22 protein-coding genes are annotated in these 24712 nt (G+C 55.0%); 12 read left to right on the top strand and 10 right to left on the bottom strand.

Annotation, left to right across the window (positions count from 1 at the left end; all coding sequences use genetic code 11):
* Position 1 precedes the first annotated feature (1 nt).
* The 3 genes from MID00_RS17875 to MID00_RS17885 are packed head-to-tail and all read right to left on the bottom strand — an operon-like array spanning position 2 to position 2357.
* Entirely contained in the window at positions 2 to 574 is a 573-nt protein-coding gene (locus MID00_RS17875; RefSeq protein WP_003799964.1) for a hypothetical protein, read from the bottom strand.
* Positions 574 to 1806 (bottom strand): hypothetical protein, encoded by a 1233-nt coding sequence (locus MID00_RS17880; protein ID WP_254499241.1) that lies wholly within the window; start codon positions 1804 to 1806, stop codon positions 574 to 576. The genes MID00_RS17875 and MID00_RS17880 overlap by 1 nt, the downstream gene beginning before the upstream one ends.
* On the bottom strand, positions 1803 to 2357 hold the full coding sequence (locus MID00_RS17885; RefSeq protein ID WP_009454013.1) for a hypothetical protein: 555 nt from the start codon (positions 2355 to 2357) through the stop codon (positions 1803 to 1805). Before MID00_RS17885 ends, MID00_RS17880 begins: the two co-directional genes overlap by 4 nt.
* Before the next feature lie 530 nt (positions 2358 to 2887).
* Here MID00_RS17885 and MID00_RS17890 point away from each other — a divergent pair.
* From MID00_RS17890 to pap, 3 genes are all read left to right on the top strand, one after another.
* The gene (locus MID00_RS17890) at positions 2888 to 3427 is read left to right on the top strand and encodes a hypothetical protein (protein WP_254499242.1); all 540 of its coding nucleotides are present in this window, start codon (positions 2888 to 2890) and stop codon (positions 3425 to 3427) included.
* Positions 3428 to 3586: 159 nt separating this feature from the next.
* Positions 3587 to 5914, top strand: a complete 2328-nt coding sequence (gene mobH / locus MID00_RS17895; RefSeq protein WP_254499244.1) for a MobH family relaxase — start codon at positions 3587 to 3589, stop codon at positions 5912 to 5914.
* Positions 5915 to 6266: 352 nt separating this feature from the next.
* Complete coding sequence (pap, locus tag MID00_RS17900; RefSeq protein ID WP_254499245.1) at positions 6267 to 7796, top strand: polyphosphate:AMP phosphotransferase; 1530 nt, start codon at positions 6267 to 6269, stop codon at positions 7794 to 7796.
* Positions 7797 to 7870: 74 nt separating this feature from the next.
* Here pap and MID00_RS17905 read toward each other — a convergent pair whose 3' ends face one another.
* From MID00_RS17905 to MID00_RS17920, 4 genes are all read right to left on the bottom strand, one after another.
* Positions 7871 to 8329 (bottom strand): hypothetical protein, encoded by a 459-nt coding sequence (locus MID00_RS17905; protein ID WP_254499246.1) that lies wholly within the window; start codon positions 8327 to 8329, stop codon positions 7871 to 7873.
* An 18-nt stretch (positions 8330 to 8347) separates the two neighbouring features.
* A complete protein-coding gene (gene purT / locus MID00_RS17910) occupies positions 8348 to 9550 on the bottom strand; it encodes a formate-dependent phosphoribosylglycinamide formyltransferase (protein WP_009454002.1) in 1203 nt (400 codons plus the stop codon).
* A 150-nt stretch (positions 9551 to 9700) separates the two neighbouring features.
* Positions 9701 to 11290: a multicopper oxidase family protein gene (locus MID00_RS17915; RefSeq protein ID WP_009454001.1), complete on the bottom strand. Its 1590-nt coding sequence runs from the start codon at positions 11288 to 11290 to the stop codon at positions 9701 to 9703.
* A 584-nt stretch (positions 11291 to 11874) separates the two neighbouring features.
* The gene (locus MID00_RS17920; RefSeq protein WP_254499247.1) at positions 11875 to 12939 is read right to left on the bottom strand and encodes a DNA-binding protein; all 1065 of its coding nucleotides are present in this window, start codon (positions 12937 to 12939) and stop codon (positions 11875 to 11877) included.
* A 188-nt stretch (positions 12940 to 13127) separates the two neighbouring features.
* Here MID00_RS17920 and MID00_RS17925 point away from each other — a divergent pair, with 188 nt between their 5' ends.
* The 5 genes from MID00_RS17925 (at position 13128) to MID00_RS17945 (ending at position 17864) form a co-directional block, all read left to right on the top strand.
* Positions 13128 to 14327, top strand: coding sequence for a tyrosine-type recombinase/integrase (locus tag MID00_RS17925; RefSeq protein WP_035271586.1), 1200 nt, complete (start codon positions 13128 to 13130; stop codon positions 14325 to 14327).
* A 147-nt stretch (positions 14328 to 14474) separates the two neighbouring features.
* Positions 14475 to 15407 carry a LysR family transcriptional regulator gene (locus MID00_RS17930; protein ID WP_254499248.1) on the top strand — a complete coding sequence of 311 codons (933 nt, stop codon included), beginning with the start codon at positions 14475 to 14477 and terminating at the stop codon, positions 15405 to 15407.
* A gap of 103 nt (positions 15408 to 15510) precedes the next feature.
* Entirely contained in the window at positions 15511 to 16182 is a 672-nt protein-coding gene (locus MID00_RS17935; RefSeq protein ID WP_137430408.1) for a DsbA family protein, read from the top strand.
* A 45-nt stretch (positions 16183 to 16227) separates the two neighbouring features.
* On the top strand, positions 16228 to 17253 hold the full coding sequence (locus MID00_RS17940; protein ID WP_035271584.1) for a cyclase family protein: 1026 nt from the start codon (positions 16228 to 16230) through the stop codon (positions 17251 to 17253).
* Positions 17254 to 17423: 170 nt separating this feature from the next.
* Complete coding sequence (locus MID00_RS17945) at positions 17424 to 17864, top strand: YtoQ family protein (RefSeq protein ID WP_009453991.1); 441 nt, start codon at positions 17424 to 17426, stop codon at positions 17862 to 17864.
* Between the two features lie 148 nt (positions 17865 to 18012).
* Here MID00_RS17945 and MID00_RS17950 read toward each other — a convergent pair whose 3' ends face one another.
* Entirely contained in the window at positions 18013 to 20475 is a 2463-nt protein-coding gene (locus MID00_RS17950) for a heavy metal translocating P-type ATPase (RefSeq protein WP_083053514.1), read from the bottom strand.
* Between MID00_RS17950 and MID00_RS17955 the strand changes: the two genes are divergently transcribed.
* The gene (locus tag MID00_RS17955; RefSeq protein WP_021446589.1) at positions 20420 to 20599 is read left to right on the top strand and encodes a hypothetical protein; all 180 of its coding nucleotides are present in this window, start codon (positions 20420 to 20422) and stop codon (positions 20597 to 20599) included. The two genes, MID00_RS17950 and MID00_RS17955, sit on opposite strands and share 56 nt — an antisense overlap.
* A gap of 15 nt (positions 20600 to 20614) precedes the next feature.
* Here MID00_RS17955 and MID00_RS17960 read toward each other — a convergent pair whose 3' ends face one another.
* Entirely contained in the window at positions 20615 to 20932 is a 318-nt protein-coding gene (locus MID00_RS17960; RefSeq protein WP_254499249.1) for a DUF4148 domain-containing protein, read from the bottom strand.
* Between the two features lie 139 nt (positions 20933 to 21071).
* Between MID00_RS17960 and MID00_RS17965 the strand changes: the two genes are divergently transcribed.
* From MID00_RS17965 to MID00_RS17975, 3 genes are all read left to right on the top strand, one after another.
* Positions 21072 to 22025 carry a LysR family transcriptional regulator gene (locus MID00_RS17965; protein WP_254499250.1) on the top strand — a complete coding sequence of 318 codons (954 nt, stop codon included), beginning with the start codon at positions 21072 to 21074 and terminating at the stop codon, positions 22023 to 22025.
* A gap of 106 nt (positions 22026 to 22131) precedes the next feature.
* Positions 22132 to 22806, top strand: coding sequence for an ankyrin repeat domain-containing protein (locus tag MID00_RS17970; RefSeq protein WP_009453986.1), 675 nt, complete (start codon positions 22132 to 22134; stop codon positions 22804 to 22806).
* 54 nt (positions 22807 to 22860) lie between these two features.
* On the top strand, positions 22861 to 24078 hold the full coding sequence (locus MID00_RS17975) for a cyanate transporter (RefSeq protein WP_254499251.1): 1218 nt from the start codon (positions 22861 to 22863) through the stop codon (positions 24076 to 24078).
* Between the two features lie 212 nt (positions 24079 to 24290).
* On the opposite strand, the gene MID00_RS17980 is transcribed toward MID00_RS17975, so the two are convergent.
* Complete coding sequence (locus MID00_RS17980; RefSeq protein ID WP_009453982.1) at positions 24291 to 24629, bottom strand: c-type cytochrome; 339 nt, start codon at positions 24627 to 24629, stop codon at positions 24291 to 24293.
* Positions 24630 to 24712: the final 83 nt, after the last annotated feature.

Consider the following 24712-nt stretch of genomic DNA (forward strand, 5'->3'; position numbering starts at 1 on the left):
ATTACTTCGCAGAGCCCTGTGCTGGCACACTTTGAGTCAGAGGCGTGTAGCCCGGAGCGGGGGTCTCGATGATGGCAGTGCGCGGCACGTTCAAAGTGTCAGCCGCACCTACCGTGGCGGGAACGGGTGGGATTTGACTGAAATTGACAACTGGCTCATTTGGGTAAAGGCGTGCCATCGCTTCGGTGAAAGCACGATTCCATGCCAATGAGCGCTCCACGTCGGCATGAAAGGCTCGGGCGAACATTTCGGCATATTTACGGCGCTCTGCTTCCGAGGTCGCGTGAATGCCCAGCGCTTCAATAGGCGAGAGGTTTTCCACCGAGAATGCTTTGCGAGGGCCTTCCAGCAAGGTTTTGGCGCGCAACATTTCTTCGTCGGTTAAGCCCCAAATATTGGCGCGCAGGCGATCTACGGCATCCAGCGCAATCGGATTACGCCCTTGTGCCTGCGTAGCATTGGCGACTTCTTCGGTACGCTGCTGAGCGGTGGCCTGGGTTTGCGAATGCGCCATCGCAGGGAAAAGCAGGGGCAGGCTGATGGCTGCTGCTTTGATTTTTATAAGGCGCGGCATCACTGGCCCTCCACAGTTAATTTGGTGGTTTTTCCGTTTACGAGAAAAGAGGCGCTGCGCTCGGATGCGCTTGCGCTTTGCAGCGTGACGCCGTTGACGGTGTCACCTGGTCGCATCACTAAGGTTTGGTTGTCGCCTGCGCGTGTACTGGCGACGACAACGGAGGGTTTGCCATCCCACATATCGACTGAGACCAGACGAACGCTTGGCTTCGGTGCGGCCTTGGCTCGACGAGTGACCGGCTTTTTCACGGGGGCAGGTTCAACAACTGGCACCGCCTCTGGTTCTGGTTCAGGTGTAGGTGCAGGTGTGGACAGAGCAATCAACTGTTCGTTTTGTTGTAAGAGCTCATTGAGTAACTGCCTGATTTCGTTGACATCACGTTGCAGGGACGAGATTTGCACCTCAAATGTTGGTGTTTCTTGAGCGGCGTACGAGCCTTGCGATGTTTCAAGGTTCGATGGGAACGTCTCTCCGAGATCAATGGGGATATCTTGGAATTCCGTTGACCCCGCTGTGTTTATCGGTTCCGTTCCCATCGGTATGTCAGATGTTTTCTCTACACTTCCTACTTCACTGCTGGTGGGAGCAGGGGAGGGCTCAGAACCCTTTTCCTCATCCTTAACAGGGGCGACCTGATCTTCGATTTCAGCCAGTGAGGGTTCGGCTGCAGACAAGGCGGCTGTTTGCTCAACCACAGATTGGTTAAACAGGTATTTCCAGCTCAAGAAAAGGACAGCAAAAAGCACCAACGCCAGGATTAGCTTCCACGGATAGCCTGTCTTTTTCTTGGGAGTTGGAGTACCGGTTTGTGCAGCAGATGCCAATGGGGATGGCGAAACGCTGGCAGGTTGCGGTTGATTGTCTTGTTCAGCAAAGAAATCGGTGACTGCTTCATTGTTTTGCGTCTCGGTCAGGGGATCCACTACAGACGAAAACACGGGCTCCACGTTCTGTTTTTCAACGCTTGCCGTTGGTTCTTTGCGAGAGAACAAAATTTGCATGAGTGTTCGCAAGACACCAGGCTTGTTTGGGGTAGCGTCCTCCAACTCACGACGGGAGTCATAGTCGTGCTGATCCAGCTTTTCTTGGCGTTCACGCTCAAGCTGCTGGTCTTGCTCCAGTCGTTCATGTTCCAAGCGCTCGAGCCGTTCACGCTCTAGCTGCTCGGCTTGTTCCCGGCGGCGAAGATCGTCTTGCTGCTGTTGCCATTGTTGATCTTGTTGGTTCATGGCTGCACCCCGCTGATGCGCTCGGTCAGGGGCAACCACGGCTTTTTAGGGTCAACTGTGACGGGGTAGGTTTGGGCGTGGAGCCAATTCTGTGACAGTTCGACGCCTGACAGAGTCGGCTGTGCCGCTAGACTGATCCACAGTCTGCGACGGATGGGGTCCTCGTCCCAGCGCCAGGTCTCACCTACGAGTGCATTTAAGACATCACGCACACGATACGTGCCCAGCGACCGCTGGGACTCTGGAAGTGGTAAGCGAAGAAACTGCGCGGCTTCTAGCGACAGCTTGGAGCGATCAAGCTGCCAGCCAGTCCGTTTGAGGGTGTACTCAATCGCACCATCAATGGTGGCTACGTCTTGACGTGGGTAAGTCAGTGCAACAAACACAGACAGGGGATCAGAAACGCTATGCCCTGGTGTGCTGGCTTGTGTGCTGTATTGTCCTATTCGCACCTGTGTGCCGTTGTCGTAGGTATCCCCGACCTGGGCTTGGGCCTGCAACGCCAAAACAGCCAGTGGCGCGGCAACAGCGAGTCTAGCTGTCCAGCTCATGAAGTACTCCATCCGATTGAGAATGGCGTTCAGTGTTGCAAAGGCACCCCAAGGTGTCGCTCGTTAACCCAAGGTCACGTAACACGGGGTTTCAGCTTGACGAAAACAGTTATGTGCGTTATCCGCGCGGCCTGCTATATGCGTTTTTGAGTAAGTGAAGAAAGGGTATTCAAGTTAAAATGTTTTGCATTGCACAATACAACTAGAACAAGAATGTGTTGACGGACTGCCGGGGCGTCAATCCGCTACTGGGAAAAGGTTGCTACGGGTCAAGGGCCTTATCCAAAGGGCCGCCGTCCACCTAAAAATCCGGTGGCCGTCGGGAAAGGCCTTACGGGTAGGGGAAAAGGGGGCTTACGGGTTACGCATCGCTTCACCCAGGGGCTGGGTGAAGCGATGCAAATGGCCTCGGCCAGCATAGCGGGCTGTGACTTATCAGAACTTAACGTTGCGCGCAAGCGAGAACCCTAGGTTACGTCGCACCCGGTATCGCGTTGAGAGATAGCAAACCGCTTTGTAGAGTGGCCGCTATGACTATCCTCGCCCACACGTACCTAGACGAGCATCCATACCCCGATCCTGGGTTCCCCCATTTTGGGCGTGATGCGCACGACCGTGCTCATGCGATTTACCGCATTGTCGAGCTCCTGACTGAGCTCGGATTGGCTGAATGGGTCCCCCATTTTTCAGCCTGGCTATCGCGCTATGACGGATTAGAAATTTATGCCGAGGATGAAGATGATCCTCATCTGTGTGTGAGAGAGATTTTGAAGAATCATTGTCAGAACCTGGCGCAAGAAAGCAGCCAGGCCGTAGATCTCGCAGGGCGCAAAGAGAGCATTGTTGACGATATTTTGCAGCAGCCATTTGTCCATTATCGGGCTCACTGGGGCAAAAACATGCTGCCTGATCCTGATTCAATTCAATGGAATCCACTGGAGATGAGCTGGTTCCATTTCCTGCAGCAGGGCGACCCTCAACATCCCACTGAGTCACTGCATATTTTGCTCACATTGCGACATCCTCGTCCGACTCTGGAGACGTTGCGAGCCCATTTGCTTGAACGTTAGAGCATGACTCACCGCCGAACCCCGCCTTGGATCTCGAAGTTCTCCACTTTTATTCCGCGACGCGCCTCCAGTACGACTAAGCCCGCACCGGTTCCGCCACCTCCAAGCCCCCCACCAGTTCCAGTTGCCCAACGTGTAGCAGGGCGGGAGGAAGGGTGGTTGCGTGTTCTTGAGTCTGATGACTTGATCCGTCTGCTGAAAGCTCAAAAAGCGGTTCATCAAATGTTCCTGCAGTCTCGCGTAGCAGATCCTGTTTTTAGACGAGATTTCATCCCAGCTATCCGACGATATGCAGAATACGTCCAGCTCATGCCTGCCTCAGAAGCACACCATCACGCCCACGCAGGTGGTTTGTTGGCCCATACGCTGGAGATGGTATTGGCAGCCATGACCTGGCGAAACGCGCATTTTTTACCGACGAATGCTCCCGTTGAGCAGATTGACGCCGAGCGTGATCAGTGGACCTATGTGGTCTTTTACGCGGCACTGCTTCATGACATTGCCAAACCGATGACGGACCTACGGATCTTATGGCGAGGCGGGGCGATGGATGAACCGTTGCGATGGAAACCGCTGGCGGGCTCCTTGTTCGAAGTGGGGCAGGGGCGTCTGGATCTGGAGTATCGAGTCGAGTTTGAGCCAAAAGCCAGCCGGGACTACCAGGCCCATAATCGCCTGGCACTGACCTTGCTTCATCAGATTGCCCCAAAATCTGCCTTAACTTTTTTGTCTCAAACGCCTCACGCCTTTGATGCGCTGACTCATTATTTGTCTGGCCATAAGGATGGATTATTGGCTGACATTATCAAACGCGCTGACCAGGCCTCCACCAGCAACGCATTGATGAAGGGCAGTAAGGCTCGTTTTGCGACAGCTAATGCAGTACCGCTGGTGGATTTACTCATGCAAGCGCTCAAAAGCATGTTGCAGTCTGGAACGGAATTGCCGCTCAATCGTACTGGAGCTGCCGGATGGGTGTATGACGGCTCTGTGTGGTTTGTGGCTAAGCGTTTGGCCGATGCCACGCGGGCCTGGATTAAAAAGCATGAGCCTGACGAGTCTGTACCTGGAGAGGCCAAGAACGATAGGCTGTTTGACACATGGCAGGAATATGGAATCTTGCAAGTCAGTCCTCATTCTGGCCAAGCTATTTGGCACGTTGAAATCAACGGGCAAACGCCGGCAACAGAAGAGGGCACAGAAGCCCATCAATATCGACACAGACTAAGTGTGCTGCGCTTTCCACTGTCAAAGCTCTATGATGATCCAAACTTATACCCACCGGCGATGTCCGGAGAGATCCATGTCCGGGCCAAGCGTGGCGATGATGAGTTTGAAACAGAGGCTGATCCAGCTGCGGTTGATTGTGAGCACAGCGCTGACACAACAGTCATTCAAGCCAAAGCTGCTCCAGAACACATTGATGAAGGAATATTGCCGCAAAAGGTGGCCACAACGGCCAAAACTGCTTCAGCTCGTTCCCAAACTGCAGCACCCAAGCGTAATCTCGTACCAGCAATGGAGTTTAGAAAGCCCAAAAATGCGTCAACTGGCGCAGCCAAGCGGCAAACACCGAAAAATGGCGCAACGCAAAGCGGCAACCAGCCCAAACCTGTGCCAACCTCAAGCAATAGTCACCAAACTGCTTCAATTCAGGTATACGACGACGAGACGGTGATTTTGCCAGCCGAACTCGCCGTAGATGGCTTTGATGTTGACGATGACTTTCTGGATGAAGCTGATACAGCATCCAACGTTATTCATCGCAGCCCACCGCAAGCGTCGCATAAGCCCACACCTGTGAACTCAGCGCCGACAGCAACGGTTAGCAGCGCACGCCCAGGCAAAAAATCACATCAACATGAAGCAACAGCCATAGCTGCAGCAAAGGCTAAAAGTGTTGTGCCAGCCTCTGTTGAGCACACACCTGGAGCATTACCAGCCTTACCGACGCCTAAAGCGTCGGTTTTTGAACCAGAGCTTGCTCCAAAGACACAGGCAAAATCGCAACGCATGTTCAGCCAGGCCAACACCACGCCTGTCGTGTTGACCCCGAGCCTGCCTGAACTACCGCACGAAGCTCCTGTGAAGGAACCCAGTGAAGCCGCGACGGCGTTTATACAGTGGCTGCAGCAAGGCTTGGCCAGCCGTGAGATTAAGTACAACGAATCCGGGGCACCCGTGCATTTCGTAGAGGAAGGCATGGCACTGATTTCACCCAAGATTTTCAAGCTCTACGCGGCTCAAACAGGGCCTGAAGAACAGGCCGACGCCATGGGGATGCAGATTCAGCGAGAGGTTATCAAAGCTGGGTGGCATCGGATGCGGCAAGTAGAAGGTGGTGGCAAGGTCAACATCTTGCGCTACCAGATCATTGGCAAAGGAAATGTGCCGATCGCCTCGCTGGCGGCGGTGGTGTTGATGGACCCGGACCGGTTTGTTTTACCCGTGCCGCCCGTCAATCCAGTATTAAAGTTGGATCGTTGAATGAAGGGGATGTTTGACACAGGATAAAGTGCTGTGCTACCGTCCGATCAGTCGTGCAATTCAACGTTTCGACGGGGTTTCGGTTTAGATTACTGTGAGGTGCCTAACTTCACATAATGCAAAAGACTGCTGAACAGGCTCGTTTTCCTCCCTCGAGGACGGCTGGGAAACATCGCATAATGTATATTATGTAAAGTCAATAATCGATAGACATTAGCCCCATTCCCTTAAGCACCTGTTCTTATCGCTTGTCACTCCTCTCTCTTCTTCCGGATTATTTTTGCTCTGAAGGTAGTTAAGTGTTCCCTTGCATGGTTATAGTGAGCAGCTATGTAAATCGGAGCAAAGCACCATGGGCCATGTACTACAGTTTGCCGAACGCGATCCCAGCTTGAGTGATGACTTGGCCAAGGCGCAGATTGAAATCCTGCGTGAAGCCTTGCTGTCAAAGCAGTACGAACGTCTGGATAAGGCAGATCAAACCCTGCTGATCGTGGTGGCAGGTATGGACGGTGTGGGTAAAGGCTCTGCTATCAATACCTTGAACACGTGGCTGGATCCGCGCCATGTGCACACTCTGGCGTTTGGCAAGTTAAGTGAAGAAGAAGCCATGCGCCCTTTGATGTGGCGTTATTGGAATAGCTTGCCCGCTCGTGGTCAGACGGGTTTGGTGTTTGGGTCCTGGTATGCGCCTTTAATGAAAGAGTTGGGCCGTAAAGCACCGGATCCGGCCAAGATTGCTTTGTATACCCATCTGATCAATCGTTTTGAAGCGCAGTTGGCCTATCAAGGCGTGCAGGTTTTGAAGCTGTGGTTCCATCTTTCTGCGCAGGCTCAACTGGATCGATGCGTTACCTTGATGGCTGATCCTAGTACTGCCTGGCGTGTCAGCAAGGCTGACCTGAAAGTTCATAAGCAATTCAATCGCTTGCGCAATGCCGCGACGCAAACTATCAATCTGACCCATCGAAATTACGCCCCTTGGGTTGTTATCCCTAGCGCAGATAAGAACCTGCGTGATGTGTCTTTGGCCAAGGTGGTGTTGCAGGCCATGGACAAGCCTATTGTCCCGCGTCAGGTGAAAGAGCCGCATGCCTTCCCGTTTCGCTTGAACGTCCCGACTGCTTCGCTTCAGTCCCCTCCTCCTGAAGAATCTGTGCAGGATTACGACGCCGAGCTTTTGCATTGGCAGGGCCGTTTGTCTTGCGCGGTGCGTAGTAAAGCTTTCCGCAAGCACTCTTTGGTACTGGTGTTTGAGGGGCGGGATGCAGCGGGTAAAGGCGGCACTATCCGCCGTTTGACCGAAGCCCTGGACGTCCGTACTTACGATATCCACCCTATTTCTGCTCCTAATGCTGTGGAGCTGGCACGCCCTTATCTATGGCGTTTCTGGCGCAAACTGCCGCGTCTGGGGGAAATTTCGATTTTTGATCGATCCTGGTATGGTCGTGTGCTGGTGGAGCGGGTGGAAAAATTGATTTCCCGTGCCGCCTGGCATCGTTCTTACGAGGAAATCAACGAATTTGAGGCACAGTTGCTGGCCAACGGTACGGCTGTGATCAAGTTCTGGCTGGATATTGATAAGGACGAGCAGCTCAAACGATTCAAGGCCCGCGAGGAAACGCCCTTCAAGAATTACAAGATTACGGAAGACGATTGGCGTAACCGGGAGAAATGGACGGCGTATCAACGCGCTGCGGAGGAAATGTTCGCCCAGACCGATACTCACATGGCACCTTGGCATATTGTGCCCAGCAAGGACAAAAAAGCCGCCCGTATTCAGGTTCTGCGTACGGTCGTCGAGACGCTGGAGTCTTTGGATGAGCACATGATCAGCCTGAATGAGCCGGCCTTGTCTGATCAGGTGAGTGAGCAGGTATAAGGATGCACGTGCTTTTTTACTGACAAGGCTTTACTTCGGTTAGGCGTATTGTCGATTTGCTTTGACGATGAGCCTTATAAATCCTGCCGTGCTGCCAGGCTAAGGATTTTGCGCCAACGTTTGGCTTCTGCGGTATGGGCAGGCTGGATTTCCCAACTTTGCGTTGGGTTACGCAAAGTCAGCGTCAATCCCCTGCCCTGCAGCTCGACCGAGTCTATATCCGCAAAAATAAACGCTCGTGTTCCCTGCCCCGTTTGAATCTGACCGCGTTTTTGCAGGGCCTCCAGGCGTATTGAACCGTCGGGTAAGGCCAGCTCCAGAATGCGCTGGCCTTGCTGCTTTTTGCCGTGAATGGCCAGATAACGGCGTCGCCATACGATGAAGGGGGCCACCAGAATGGCCGCTGCGATCAGCAGGCTCAAGATCGCGGCAATAACTCCGGCACTGGCACTGACCAGGCTAAAGAGCTGCATTCCACCATACACAAGCGCCGCAATAATCCCCAGGAACAGCAGGACGACGATGATGGGCATGGTGGAAAACTCCTTGTTTTAGCGGGCTTGGACTTTTACGGTGGCCGCGGCCTGGCGGGCGTTTGCACGGGCCGTTTCCAGATCAGCGTCTGCGGCCAATGCGACACCCATGCGGCGCTTTTCAAAGCTCTCGGGTTTGCCGAACAGACGGATATCGGTTTGCGGGATGCGCAAGGCTTCAGCCACATTCAGGAAATTCACGTCTTTTGCATCTACACCGCCGTAGATCACGGCGCTGGCGCCGGGCATACGCAAGGCGGTATTCACAGGCAGGCCCAGAATGGCGCGTGCATGCAGTTCAAATTCTGACTGCCATTGGGTGGCCATGGTGACCATGCCGGTGTCGTGTGGACGGGGGCTGACTTCACTGAACCAGACCTGATCGCCCTTCACGAACAGCTCAACGCCAAACAAGCCCTGGCCGCCCAGGTTCTGGGTAACGGCTTGGGCAATATCGCGTGCGCTTTGCAGAGCCGCGGGACTCATGGGCTGGGGCTGCCAGCTTTCAACGTAGTCGCCATCTACCTGCTTGTGGCCGATGGGATCGCAGAACTGGGTTTCGATCTGGCCGTCTGCGCCTACGGCACGGACAGTCAATAAGGTGATTTCGTAGTCGAAGTCGATAAAGCCTTCAACAATGATGCGGCATTGGCTGACGCGGCCACCCGCCATGGCGTAGTCCCAGGCTTTGGCAACATCGTCCGGGCCGCTGATCTTGCTTTGACCCTTGCCCGAGCTGCTCATCAAGGGTTTGACGACGCAAGGGTAGCCAATCTTGTCGTCGATAGCGGCTTGAAGCTCTTCCAGCGATTCGCAGAACTGGTAGGGGCTGGTAGGAACACCCAGGGTTTCAGCGGCCAGGCGACGGATGCCTTCGCGGTCCATGGTCAGGCGAGCGGCACGGGCCGTCGGAATGACGCGTACCTTGCCTTGGGCTTCCAGCTCTTCCAGCACGCCGGTGGCAATGGCTTCAATCTCGGGTACAACCAGAGTGGGCTTTTCTTCTTCGATCAGGGCGCGCAATTGTTCGGCATCACTCATGGTGATGGTGCGCGAGTGATGGGCGACCTGCTGGCCGGGTGCGTTCTCGTAGCGGTCCACCGCTATGGTTTCTACCCCCAGGCGTTGCAGCGCAATCAGTACTTCTTTGCCCAGCTCTCCCGAGCCCAAGAGCATGATTTTGTCCGACGACGACGATAAAGGGGTGCCCAACAGGCTCATGGCGCGTGCTCCGCTGAAAATGAGAAATTCAAAAGCGGTATTGTAATGCAGGCGACGCCGGGTTTTTTTCAAGCAGGACTGCTTTGTCCGCCCTGCTGGCATACAGGCTTGCAGGGCGGATGTTTTCAAGGCTCTACCTCAGGGGTCAGGCTACTCCACCATTAGCTGCGCCATCATGCCCAGGTCCTCGTGCTCCAGAATGTGGCAGTGGAACATGCGCAGGCCGGGCAATTCCTGGCGGAATGCCAGCCGGACCGTCTCATTGGGCCGCAGATTGACCGTGTCGCGCCAGGCCCGGAACGCCTCCGGTACGGACTGCATCCCGGTTTGGCGCGCCAATACCTGAAACTGTGTGCCGTGCAGATGGAAAGGATGGTCCATATGGGAATCGTTAATCACATCCCAGTACTGCCACTGCCCTGTTGGGCAACGCAGGTCGATGCGGTCCATGTCGTAGACCTGATTGTTGATACGGAACATGGAACGCATGGCAGCCATGCCGGGCATCATATCGTTATCCATGCCTGCCATACCCTGGTGGTTCATCCCGGATGAGTTTGTCATACCAGAACCGTGCCCAGACTGCATGTCATGGTTCATGGGCATGACTTCGCTGAACACGACTTTTGCGGTACTGGCGGCTGCTGGAATGGCAGGGATTGCGCGTAATTGCTTGGGCAGTTCGATTTCCTGATGGTGGATTTTCAGTGTTGCCAGCGTCAGGGTTTCGGGACTTTCCTGCACCATCATTTTTTGCCGATCGTAATACAGTGCTTGCAAGCTGCTATCCAGATCTTTATCCGCCTGGATAAAGAACTCCACCCGTTCGGCCGGGGCCATCAAAATCGACTCGGCCGCTGCCAAGGCTTGCTCTAACAGTCCGCCATCTGTAGCGACTTGAACCAGCCGAGCGCCGGGGATGTGCAGCTTCAAATAACGGGCAGAACACGAGTTCCAGACACGGATGCGTTCTGCTGTGCTGGCCTGGATAAGGGGTTGGCGTTGACCATTCAGCAGCACGAATTGCCCTTCCCTGCCGTTCATCCAGTCAGGACCTGTGTTGGCCGGAATATGGCCATTAATGTCCAACCGCAGATCGCTAATGGCCCAGTGTTGCTCCGTATAGTCTTTCAATGGGTCTTTGAGAGAGCGGACAATAATTGTCCCGCCCAATCCGTGGGCGACTTGCTCACCGCTTTTGCCATGAGGGTGTGGGTGATACCAGTACGTACCGGCGCAGCCTTCGGGCAAGGTAAAGCGGTAGTAGCGGCTTTGTCCTGGCATCACCGCGTCTTGTGGGTTGCCGTCCTGATCAGAAGGAACCGGCAAACCGTGCCAGTGGATGGTAGTGGCCTGATCCAGCTGGTTTTCAAACTCGATTTCTACTTGGTCGCCCTCATACAGTTCGATCAGCGGGCCGGGAGCTTGGCCGTTGTAAAGCCAGAGTTCGGTGCTTTTTCCATCTGCCAGAACGCGTTGATGGGCAGCAGCAGTAATTTTGGCCTGGAAAAGCCCTTTTTTCTGACTACTGTTTTTAAGTACAGGTAGAGCTTGCAGAGCCTGGCCAGCCGGCATTTTTTCTATGGGCATCAGGCCTGGGCGGGTGCTCATGCCGTGACCGGGCATACCTTCAGACATGGAGCCGTGGTGCCCCATCATGCCCTGCCCCCAGCTTCGCATAGGCAGGCTACTCAAGAGGCTGGCACCCAAAGTCAGTTTAAAAAAATCGCGTCGTTTCATGGGTTTATCCCTATCAATCATCAATACACACGTACCACCCAGGCTGGATCAGCACAGGCTTTTAGCGCTTGGGCGGCAATTAAAACGAGATGATCAGGACGAGCGCGGAGGTGGCTGGGCGGGGCCAATCAGCCGGGAGACGTAGTTTTGATGCAGGGGGACGGGAGGGAAAACGGGCTGTAATGCCACCGCTTCAGGTGGTGGAGCCTGCGTCGCCAGACAAGCGCAGCAACCACTTTTCATTGGAGTGCTGCAATGGTTGGGAGCGCTATGGTGAGATTGCCCCGACGAGGCATGTTGCGCTTGAACAGTGCTGCGATCCGTATTTTGAATCGTGGCGTGTGCGGCAAAGCTGCTACTCAAACCCATGCTGGCAAAAAAAACAAGCAGGCCGACTAATAAAAGCCAGCCTATTGTTTTGCGAGATGAAATGGGTGCGCGCAGCATGGCAAAAGCTTAGCATAAGCCTTCTGTGCATCGTTTGCGCTAAAACAGACCGTTACACGCAGTGGTCTATTCAGGCGATTGCAAGCGTAGCAAATCAGCCTTACGGATGGCTGGCATAAGCTGCTAAATAGATTTTATTATTCAGGATCGTTCTTGATCAGGCGTCGCTTCAACCGTAGGGGGCGTACAGGCTGGCTTTGGGCTTGTTCCAGTTCCTGGCTGAGTCGTTGGGCTGTTTTGCGCGCCTCTTCATTCTCCCGCTCAAGCAAAGCAGCGCGAGTACGCAACATTTGCAATTGCCCCTGCATCTCTTTGGCCAAGTTATGGCTGATATCCATAGCCGCTTGCATCGCGCGGCGCTCGCCCTGTTCTTGCCCCAACTCCTGGCGCAGTTTCTGCATTTGATCCTGCTGTTTGTTCAGCTCCTGTTCGTGAGCTTGACGCTGGGTCTTGTTTGCTTGCTCGGCCTCTTCTATTTGCTGACGCAATCGCGTTTGAATGGAGCGTTCCTTGTCGATTTCCAGTAAAGCACGGCGCTCGTTGGCCTGGGCGCGTTCTTCGGTCAGCTCAATAGCCTTTTGCAGCCGCTCCAAGTCCTGGGTGAATTGCTCACCTTGGCGGCGCAGTTCTTGTTGAACCAATTGTTTTTCGGTTTCCAGCTCGTTTTGACGTTGTTTGGCGTGCAGCAAGTCTTGTTTCAGAGCTGCTTGTACCTGACTGGCTGCCTGTAGTTCTTCTTTCAGCTTTTCTATATGGGCTTGGGCATTTTTCAAGGCGTCCTGCTCTACTTCCAGCGCCTGTTGGGCCTCCAGGGTTTGGGCTTGGGCCTGTGCGACGCGTTCATCAGCCTGAGTCTGGTAATGCAGCATTTGCTGCTTCGAGTGCCCCATCGCTTCTTGCCAGATACGACCCAGCAGATCCCCCGTCAGGGCTTGTAGCTCTTCAGGCATGTCGGCCACATCCAGCCGAACTCGACTTTTATCCCGCAAATCTTCCCAGAACGTCTGTAGTGCCTGAGCCGGAGCGCTCATGCTGCCTTTGCGCACCAATTGGTACAGCTTGTTGGCCGTAGGTGTGACGCCATAGCGGAAAAACAGGAGTGCGGCCACTTCTTTGTACAAAGTCTGCGTATGGCTGAAGCGATCACGTAATTGGGCAACATCGGCCAGGATTTGCCCCTCGTTTGGCTGGTTTTGCTCCATTTTTCCACCTTTGTTGATAATTTAATTAATAATACAACGTAATATATAAAATTATCAACAAATTGGATTTTATAATTTGACATTATCTCTATAATGTCAAATATCTGACCCTAAACAGACTGATTGGCACAGGCACGGGTTTGAAGCCCTTCCCTGCTCTCTTATCGCCTTCGTTTTTCTGCTTATTCATGGAAATAGCCAACACTTCGCCGTCAACCGACCTGGGATCGGACGATATTGCTCAATTGCTGGCTCGTTTTGACGGGCGGCAAGGGGCCAACCGGTCTATCGGCGGACGTGCACAGATTGAGGCGCAAACAGATATAGAGGCATTGCGGGCCTGGTTGGCGCGCTATATAGATAGCCCACGCACCTATGCGAACTACCGCAAGGAGGCGGAGCGTCTCTTGTTATGGGCGGTATTGGAGCGTCGCAAGGACTTGTCCTCGCTTAGCCTGGAAGACATCCTGGCCTATCGTTTGTTTCTGGCGGACCCTCAACCCGCTCATCGCTGGGTGGTTCAAGGGCGCTCCCGCCCTGCTCGTCACCATGCGGCATGGCGGCCATTTGCGGGGCCCTTGTCTGAAAGCAGCCGGAATCAGGCGTTATTGATTCTGAACTCTTTATTTAGCTGGCTGGTGCAGGCGGGGTATTTGGCGGGCAATCCTTTGGCCTTGTCTCATCAGGGCCGACGTCAAAAGAAAACCACCGCCCCCCAGCAACGGTACTTGACCCGGTTGCAATGGCGTTGGGTACAGGAGTACATCCAGGCCCTTCCTGAAGATACGCAGAGCGAGTTGCGCTACAAAGCCCGCGTACGTTGGCTCTTTTCCATTCTTTATGGCGGCGCCCTGCGCATTTCCGAACTGGTTCAGGCGCGTATGGCCGATGTTCAGGAACGTGTTGATGCGGGAACGACGGCTCAATGGTGGCTGCATATCCACGGCAAGGGCGACAAATGGCGTCGTGTGCCTTTAACGCAAGAGCTGTACGGCGAATTGATGCGCTACCGACAAGCGCATGGGCTGGAAGGACCGCCCCAGGCTTTGGAGCCCTATCCGTTATTAATGTCCGCCGGCGCCAGCGACAAGCATTTGACGCGGGCCATGGCGCATGTTCTGGTCAAACAGGTTTTTCAAGGTAGTGCGGATCGTTTACGGAGTCTGCATCCCGATCAGGAGTCCCAGGCCCGTATTCTGGAGCAGGCCTCGGCTCACTGGCTGCGTCACTCGGCAGGGTCTCACCTGGCTGATCAAGGGGTGGATCTACGTATCATCCGTGACACCTTGGGCCATGAGTCTATCGCTACGACCAATATCTATCTGCATGCGGATGATGATCAGCGTCACCAGGCTCTGGAGCAATCCCATAGCCTGGGTTGGAAATAAAGCACCCGCCTCGAGACAAGAAAATCAGACGCAGACAGCCCCCGGCAATGCGGTAGGATACGATTCCTGTGGGGACTGCGTTCCTGTTTTCAGACATGCTCCCCGCCCATGCCTTGCTATAGCTGATTGTTGGAGTACCTATCCCTTATGGACACTTTTAATGTCATGCGCACCTTCCGGCGCATTGTGGAGCTGGGCGGACTTGCCAAAGCCGCGGAGGATCTGGGGATATCCGCAGCGGGTTTGAGCAAGCAACTGCGTACCCTGGAAGCGCATCTGGATACGGTGCTGATCCAGCGCACTACGCGCAGCATGAGTCTGACGGAGACTGGCCGCAGCTACTATGCCGAATGCTGTCGGATACTGGATGAGCTGGACACTTTGGAGCGCTCGGTCAAACAGCAGTCCCAGCGCGTGACGGGGACCTTGCGCGTGAATGCCCCCTTGTCGTTTGCACTTAGCGTCCTGTCGCCATTGATGACGGATTTTCTACACAAGTATCCGGAACTGAAGCTGGAGCTGGTGATGGAAGACCGGATCGTGGATGCCGTGGCTCACGGTTTTGATGTCTCGGTGCGTTTGCGTAGCAGCCTGGATGATTCCACCCTGATTGCTCGTCGCCTCGCCACCATCGAGCAAAAATTATGCGCCGCCCCCACCTATTTGAAGCAGCATGGCCTGCCTCAGACCTTGCAGGATCTGCGCAATCACAAAATGATCAGCTATAGCCTGGCACATACCCAGGGCCTTGCTTTTGATAGTGATTTCGACAGCAATCCTCAACAGCACCCCCCCAGTGGTACGGCTTTGCTGTTTTCAGGCGAGCATAGTCAAGTGAATAACAGCCTGATGCTGCGCGACTTTCTGATTGCCGGTTTGGGTATTGGCGCCCTGCCTTCCTTTCTGGCAGATCCAGCAATTGCTTGCGGGCAGTTGCAACGCGTTTTGCCCGAATTGGTGAATGAGCCCCGCCATATCTACGCCGTGTATCCAACCAACCGACACCTGCAACCCAAGGTCAAAGCCTTCGTGGATTATCTGGCCGACCAACTGCCCCATGCCATGTCCAACGCCCTGTAAACAGACCTTTATGAACTCGGAGTAAAAACTGTCTGCACCGCCACGTGCTTATTCTCCGCTCCGGGGAGCGCTATTGTGATGACCATCTTACAAGGACATCACAATGCACGATCAAACACACCCGACCCAGCCGCTTGTCTCCCCCCTGATTATTGATTTCTTCCATGACGCCGTCTGCGGATGGTGTTATGTCATGTCGCCACGCTTGCGGCAAGTTGCCGCCGAACTGGGCATCCAGGTCCGCCACCATACCTTTGTTCTGCAAGACAGCCGCGAGCAGATGCTGCAAGCCTTCGGCTCCATGGAGCGCGCCAAACGTGAAATCCTGGGCCACTGGGCCGCCTGCGCCCAACACGACGATACGCAGTCCATCAATATCGAGGGCATGCGAGCACAGAACTTCGACTATCCCCATGGAATGTTGTCCGCTCGGGCGTGTCAGGCGGCGCAGCTACTTTCTGGCGATAACGCCCATTGGGATTACTTCGATGCGGTGCAGCGTGCGCATCTGGCAGAAAGTCGCAATATCGGCGATATGGACACGCTACTGGAGGTCGCCATTGCGCAAGGTTTTGATGGTGAGGCCTTTCTGAATGCTATGGATAGCGATATCGCGCAGCAGCGAGTTCAAGCCGATCGCGCCGAAGCGGTACGGCTAGGGATCCAGTCCATCCCCACTTTATTAGTCTCCTCACGCGAGACCGGCCAAGTGTTGGCCCGTTTGCAGACCCAATCCGCCGAAATGCTCAAAAGCCGTTTGCGCGCTTTGCTGTAAGCGCTGCCCCTCTCTTTCTTATCTACGCTTCATAAAAGGACATCCATGTCGATTCGTTTTTCTCACCGTCTTCTCGGTTTACTGCTGGTTGGTGCAAGCAGCATGAGCGTCTCTCTGGCTCATTCCACTCACCCAGCGAGCAACCCTTTGCCCCTTAGTGCTCAGGAAGTGGGCATCAGCCCCTGGGGGCCGGACGATGAAATTGGTCGCTTGAACCTGATCACCCCTGCTTCCCGGGCCGCCATCTTGTCCCGTCTGGATGGCAGCAAAGTGTATGACCTGGCAACCGACTACTACCTGGGCATGCCCAGTTGGCAGGACGCGGGAGACCCGCACTATCAGTTCTGGATGACCCATACCCCTCGTGGTACCGCAGTGGATGACCCGATGGGAGTTGGCGATGAGATGAACGCGGTTCGTAGCTACACAGGCACGGCTTTTTCCATGTACAGCCATACGGGCACCCATATCGATGCCCTGAATCACTTCGGCATTCATGGAAAGATCTGGAATGGTTTCAAGGCTGATGAGCATCTGGGTGACCGTGGCTGGAACCGTACTGGCATCGAGAAATTCCCGCCCTTGATCGCCCGTGGCGTCTTGATTGATGTGGCCGCCGCCAAAGGCGTAGACATGCTGCCCGATCAATACCGCATCACACGCCAGGACTTGAAGGATGCACTGGCCCGTCAGAAAACGGTGCTGAAAGAAGGCGATATTGTCCTGATCCGCACGGGCCGCATGAAGCTCTTTAATGATCCCAAAGCCTATATGAACGCGCCACCTGGCATGGGTCTGGATGCTGCTCGCTATCTGGTGGAGGAAGGCGGTGCGATGATAGTGGGTGCGGACAATTTGAGCTTTGAAACCTTCCCTTCCGAGGTGCCTGATGACTACGTCCCCTTGCATACCTATCTGTTGGCCCAACAAGGCGCACCGATCATTGAGTTGATTGCTCTGGATGAATTGTCCAAGGACAAGGTCTATGAGTTTGCCTTTATTGGCGGTCCGCTCAAGATCCGGGGCGGTGATGCGGCTCCGCTGCGTCCGGTTGCCATTCCGATTCGCTGATCCACAGGCTTCATAAAGAAACCCGTTTCTTTAGCCCCTGATGCGTTTGCGAATAAGGGCTATCGCGTTTGCCCGCTGTTAGGTGCCGCTCAATATGCTACTGTTGGGTGGGTTTGAATGCGCCGGGCGCCTGTTAAAGAGGCGTCCGGCTTTTCTTTATGGAGTATGTAATGACTTACACCGTTTATCTGTCCGGCGAAATTCACACGGATTGGCGCGAGCAGATTGCTCAAGGTTCAAAGGCCGCTGGATTGGATATTACCTTTACCAGCCCTGTTACCGATCACGATGCCAGCGATGCCGCCGGCGATCACCTGGGACCGGCCAGCGAAGGTTTCTGGCGTGATCACAAATCCTCCAAAATCAATGCCATCCGTACCAGAACCTTAATTGAGCAGGCGGATCTGGTCGTGGTGCGTTTTGGGGACAAGTACAAACAGTGGAATGCTGCCTTTGATGCCGGTTTCTGTGCCGCCCTGGGCAAACCGTACGTGACGTTGCACGCCGAAGACATCATCCACCCCTTGAAAGAAGTGGATGCCAGTGCGCAGGCCTGGGCAACTAGCCCCGAGCAAATCGTGGAGATTTTGCGTTATACGCTGAAAGCCTGATCGGTGAAGGCCGGATCATGAGTTTGGCAATATCGCTTTGCTGAAAAATGCCGCCCCGGTTGGGCGGCATTTTTTTCTCTGCTTGAAAGAACCCCTTGGTTTACACCGGGTTCTACTGCGCTGTAGTGAAACGTGTTGTGCGGGTACCTTAGTTCAGCTTCACCCGTCGCAAACGCAAGGCATTGCTGACCACAAAGACACTGGACAAGGCCATGGCGCCAGCGGCAAACATGGGCGAGAGCAAAGTGCCGTTAAAGGGATAGAGCACGCCTGCTGCTACCGGAATCAGTGCCACGTTATAGGCAAAGGCCCAGAACAGGTTTTGACGGATATTGCGCATGGTTGCGTGGGACAAGGCTATCGCGGTGACCACGCCTTGCATATCGCCCGACATCAAGACTACATCAGCCGCTTCAATGGCAATGTCCGTTCCGGTGCCAATCGCAATCCCCACGTCTGCTACAGCCAGAGCGGGTGCATCGTTGATGCCATCGCCGACATAGGCCAGATGCTGATGGGTATCGCGCAAGGCCTGAACCGCTTGCACCTTGCCTTCAGGCATGACTTCCGCCACCACTTCATCAATATTGAGACGGCGGGCAATGGCATTGGCTGTGTGGCGGTTATCGCCGGTAATCATGACGACCTTGATGCCACGGGCATGCAACTGCTCGATGGCGCGCGGCGTGGTTTCCTTGATGGGGTCAGCCACGGCCAGCAAGGCAATGACCTGCTTGTTGCGGGCGGCGTACATGGGGGTTTTGCCGTCCTGCGCCAGCGTCTGGGCTTGCTCGGTAAAGGCTGACAGGTCCGCCCCTAATTGCGTCATCAGGCGATCTGCACCCACATGCCATTGGTCAGCTCCGATTTGGGCGGTGACACCCAGGCCTGTCAGGGACTCAAACTGCTCAGCCTTGGGCAAGGTGATTTGCTTTTCCTTGGCGGCGCTGACAATGGCTTGGGCAATCGGATGCTCGGAGTAGTTTTCCAGAGCGGCAATCGCTGCCAAAGCCTGATCCTGGTTCTCTCCGGGTGCGCAGACAAAATCGGTCAGTTCGGGCGCGCCCTTGGTCAGGGTGCCTGTTTTATCCACGGCTACGACTTTTACATCGCGCAGTGCTTGCAAAGAGTCCCCTTTACGGAACAGCACGCCAGCCTGTGCGGCTCGGCCCGTCCCCACCATGATGGAGGTTGGCGTGGCCAGACCCATGGCACATGGGCAAGCAATAATCAGCACAGCGACGGCATTGACCAGTGCAAAGCTCAATGCGGGCGATGGTCCAAAAATCAGCCAGACAATGGCGGTCAAGACGGCCAGTGTCATGACGGCGGGCACAAACCACAGCGTGATTTTGTCGACCACGGCTTGAATAGGCAGCTTGGAGCCTTGGGCCTGCTCTACCATGGAAACAATATTGGCCAGTACGGTGTCCTGCCCCACGGCGGTAGCCTCAAATTCCAGCGAACCTTTTTGGTTCACTGTGCCACCAATGACTTTATCGCCCTGGGATTTGGACACGGCAATGGATTCGCCTGTCACCATGGATTCATCCACATAGCTCTGACCGGCAAGAACATCTCCATCAACGGGGATACGCTCGCCGGGACGAACCAGCACGACATCGCCCGTATGCAGGTCTGCCAGGGGCAGCTCAATTTCCTGACCGTCGCGACGTACACGAGCGGTAGGCGGCTGCAGGCTGAGCAGGCGTTGAATGGCTTCAGACGTGCGACCTTTGGCGCGCGCTTCCATGACACGGCCCAGCAAAATCAGGGCGACGATGACAGCGGCAGCTTCAAAGTACACGTAGACGGATTCGGAAGGCAGCCACTGTGGCGCAAAGGTAGCCACCAGCGAGAAGCTGTAGGCCGCCAGGGTGCCCACAGCGACCAGCGAGTTCATGTCCGGACCACCGCGCAAGAGAACAGGAATCCCTTTGGTGTAGAACTCGCGGCCTGGGAACAGCAAAACCAGCGTGGTCAGCACGAACTGGATCAGCCAGCTGTTTTGTGTACCTATGGTGCTGGCCACCCAGTGATGGAAAGCAGGCACCATATGGCCGCCCATTTCCAGAATGAAAACGGGCAAGGCCAGTACTGTCGCCAGCCAGAAACGCTTGCGCAGCGTTTCGTAGGTTTGTTCGGCACGCTCGAACTGGTCATTCGTGACAGCCGCTTCGGCAAGGCTGGCGGGATAGCCCGCTTTGCTTACCGCCTGGATCAGCTCAGGAGCTTTCACACCCTGCGCCACTTGCACATGCGCTTTGGCGGTTGCCAGATTGACCGAGGCTTTTTGTACGCCCGGCACCTTCAGCAAGGCCTTTTCAACGCGGCCCACGCAGGAGGCGCAGGTCATGTCCTGCACGTCCAGCACAATGTCTTGCTGGGAAATTTTGTAACCACCCTTTTCCACTGCCTGCATAATGGCGTCGACCGGGGCGGCACCCTCAAATTCCACGGTGGCCTTGTTGGTGGCCAGATTTACCTGGGCCGATTGCACACCGGGGACTTTGCCAATAATCTTTTCAACCCGACTGACGCAGGAAGCACATGTCATGCCTTCCACATCTAAAGTCAGGCGTGAGCCCTTGTTTGAAGCGCTGCTTGTCATCGAAATCACCCTTCAATGGATCGTCAATGAAGCCACTTTAGGGCTTGACCCGATGGGAAGGTCAACAGCTGATAAAAAAAACGCCTCCGAAGAGGCGTTTCAAGGGGGAACTACGACTAATTAGGGATCAATCAGCAGCTTAGTAAGCAACAAAGGTGCCGTTGTTGTTGTTCCAGTCTTTGGCTTCTGCTGCAACCTGATCACGGCTCAGCTTGGAGCTGGTATCGATACGTGGGTAGTCGCCCATGGAACCCGTGCTAATGTAGCCTTGCTCTTGAGCAGCAGCCAGTTCTTGAACGACTTGCTGACGGCTCAAAGGAGCGTCGGTCGATTCAATTGCTGGGTAGCCCAGGTTTTCGCCGGTAGCGACATTGTTGGTAGCTGCCATGGCAGTGCCGCTCAAAGCGGTGGCACCAAGAATCAGGCTGGCGATAGTTGCGCGTGCAATGTTTTTCATTCTTTACTCCAAATCTACGGTGTGTTTTTCAGTGGTTCGCTGTTGTGTTTAGCGAATCGTTAGATGGAGTATGAGCCTTTCTAAACTTGGTAAAAACCCTTAATATTGCAAACGTATTTCCATTCATGGAACAATTCAAATGAGTACCATTATTGCCGGTCCCCTGCTCAACGACATCGCGATCTTCGTGGAAGTGGCTCGTGCCCGCCACTTTAGCCGTGCTGCCCAAGCCCTGGGAATGCCGGTTTCCACCGTGTCACGCCGTATCCGTGAACTGGAAAAAGAAGTGGGTGTGGCCTTGCTCAAACGCAGCACGCGCAATGTAGATGTGACCGACGCGGGACAAGTGTATTTTGAGCGTTGCCTGGCTGTCGTCGAACAGGCTCGTCTGGCTCATGAGCAATTGCTGGATGTGGCTCAGACCCCCAAAGGACGTTTGCGGGTTTCCATGCCTGCCAGTTTCAGCATTGTGCTGATGCCCGCCATTATCCGGGGCTTTAATCAACAGTACCCGGATATTGAGCTGGAGTTTGACCTGACCATACGGCCTATTGATTTGCAGGCCGACAACTACGATTGCGTCATCCGTGTGGGTGCCCAGCCTGACTCCAGCGCAGTGGCCACCATGTTAGGACAGATTCGCCTGGGGCTGTATGCCACCCGCAACTATCTGGACCGCAAAGGGCGACCCAAGCATCCTTCTGAACTGGCAGGTCATACTTGTATTTGTGCCCGCCCCGCCAGCTCGGATCGAGTCTGGTCCTTGCGTGGTCCGAATCAGGAGCGCTATGACGCGATTGTGGAGGGTTCCATTACCGTCAATAACGCCATCATGATGCGCAAACTGGCCGTGCATGACTTGGGTATTACCTTCTCTTCCTTGCTGGAACGAAAATTGGATCCGGATTGCGCATACCTGGAGCGTGTCTTGCCGGATTGGGAGTTTGCCCCCTTTCCTATTCTGGCTTTGCTCCCCTCGCGTCTGATGCCGCAAAAGACGCGCGTGTTCCTTAATTATCTGCGTAGCGAGCTGGATAGATTGATGTCTCAGCCCGAACTGGATGTGGCCGCAGCCGGTCAAGCTTATCCGTAAGAAAATAAGCAGTATGCTTATGAATCGGTGTTGCCCAAAGCCTATCTATGCTATTTATAAACGTTTGGTCCTGTGGAGCCAATGCCATGACGGGGGGGGGAAGCGCATGAAAGCAGCACTGCAAAGCTTGCTGGCTGGAATGGTGATGAGTTTGGCCTTGGGGAGTGGCAGCGTGTGGTCACAAACAGTATTGCTGGAAGCGGTAGAGCAAGGCGATAGCGCCAAAGTGCGCGAGATTCTTTCAGAAAAGCGGGCGCGCGCCAGCGTCAGTGTCAGCGACGATCAAGGGCAAAGCCCCTTGTTACGTGCAACCTGGTTAAACCATATTGATATTGCCCGGCAGTTGATACGTGCCGGTGCGGATGTAAATCAGGCCGACTCCATTCACGACAGCCCTTACTTGGTCGCGGGTGCACAAGGTCGTCTGGAAATCCTGCGCATGACTCTGGAGAACGGAGCCGATCTGCGTAGCGTGAACCGTTATGGTGGTACGGCGCTGATTCCAGCGGCTGAGCACGGTTATGTCGATGTTGTGCGCCTTTTACTGGCGGCGGGGGTCGACCCTAACCATGTGAATTACTTGGGCTGGACTGCCTTGCATGAGGCGATTGTGCTCTCTGATGGCGGGCCGGACCACCAGGAAGTGCTGCGTTTGCTGATCAAGGCCGGAGCGGATGTGAACCTGCCGGATCGTCAGGGAGTGCGTCCCTTGAGCCTGGCTCGCCAGCGCAGCCAGACAGAGATGGCCGAGATTCTGGAACAGGCTGGCGCGAATCCTTAAACGTCGCCGACTCGGCGGCTGCATTTTTCTTCCAATCACAACAATAACGATTTTATGTCTTCTACTCAGACTGCCCCGTCGTCGACGGGGGTTCAAGCCAGCCCAGCTTTGTGGCTGGCTTTCGTCATTCTGGTCGGCTTGAACCTGCGCCCTTTTCTGACCTCCAGCGGCACCTTGGCACGACAGGTGGCCCAAGGGTTGAATATGCCCTTGAGCAGCCTGGCCTGGCTGACTTTGCTGCCCATGATGGTGATGGGACTGGGCGCTTTCTGCATGCCCTCCTTGCGGCGCGTCCTGGCACTGCGCCATGTCTTGACTACATCCTTGCTCTTGCTGTGCCTGGGCTGTGTGCTGCGCTGGTTTGTGCCTAATGGGGCCAGCCTGATTGCAACAGCGCTGATCTGTGGTTTGGGCGTGTCCTTGCTGCAAGCGGGGATGCCCGGTTTGATCAAGGAACAGTTTCCGCGCCATATCGCTCAGGTCACCGGGGTGTACTCCGCGACCTTGATGGGCGGGGGTGCTTTGGGTGCACAGATTACGCCGTGGGTCAGCTCCTTGACGGACAGCTGGCGTATCGCGCTGGCTTTCTGGGCCTTGCCGATCAGCGTGGCCTTGTGGATTGCCTGGAAAGTGGTGCCGCGTGAAGCTCCGGGCGCGAATTTGTCTCCCCCGTCCTTGTCCTTGCTGGCTCGCCCTCGCACCTGGACCTTGATTGTGTGTTTTGGCCTGATCAATGGCGGCTATGCCTCTTTGGTGACCTGGCTGGCGACGTTCTATCAAGACCGGGGCTGGACGGCTGAAGCCAGCGGTAGCCTGGTGGCGGTCCTGTCGGTGGCACAAGCCATTGCCGCCTTTGGCTTGCCTACCTTGGCGGCCAAGAATAAAGATCGCCGCATGTGGGTATGGCTGGCGCTGGCGTGTCAGTTCGTGGGCTTCCTGGCCTTTGCCTATATTCCCGATATGGCCCCCTATCTGTGGGCGATTATTATCGGCATCGGCTTGGGCGGCTGCTTTTCCTTGCTGCTGTTAGTGGCTCTGGATCACTTTCCGGATGCAGCCCGTGCCGGGACCTTGAGTGCCTTGATGCAAGGCGGTGGCTTTCCGATTGCCGCCCTCTTTCCCATGATCAGCGTGCAGTTGCGTGAAATGAGTAATGGCTTTCAGGCAGGCTGGATGTTGCATGCGGCAATGGCGGTATTGGTGGCCATCATGGCCTGGAGCTTTCAGCCTGCGCGATACGCCCAAAAGATGAGTGGGGACGACAGCCTTTAAGTCAATCCGATAATGGCGAAAAGCCTGGTTATGGATGCACCCAGTTTTTTATTGTTTTGAGATTTTGAAGTCTGGCCATTGACCGCAGCTGCTGCGCTTGTCTTTTTCCATCAATACGATGATCGCAGGATTGCGTGGACAACCGCAATCCTGTTCAGCCAATAAAAACGGCCATCCCTGGATGACCGTTTCCCACCGTGTAAACACCCTGCTTACTCTTTTGGCGCACCCGCCATGATCCAAGCCACCACCGCCTTGATGTCGGCATCAGAAATGGCTGCATTCGCAGGCATGGGCAGCGGTCCATAGACGCCCTTGCTGCCTTGACGGATATGTTGGGCGATGATTTCAGCGTTGGCTGGATCGTCCTTGCGCATGTTGGCTATGTCCTTATAGGCGGGGCCGACCACTTTTCTGTCTACGGTATGACAGGACAAACAAGCATTTCTGGTCAGCACATCCTTGACCGAGTCAAAGCTGGCCTCGGCCGCCTGGGCGCTGAAACCGGCACTGAACAAGGCCGTACAGACCAGTAGCTGCTTCAAGCTCATGAGGGATATCTCCTAAGAAAAACGGGCTCAAGGAATGGTGGGACGACCGGATGTGGCGCTTGTTTTTTTTCCACACATAAACG

The organism is Alcaligenes sp. NLF5-7, assembly GCF_024266725.1.
GTDB lineage: Bacteria > Pseudomonadota > Gammaproteobacteria > Burkholderiales > Burkholderiaceae_B > Alcaligenes > Alcaligenes phenolicus.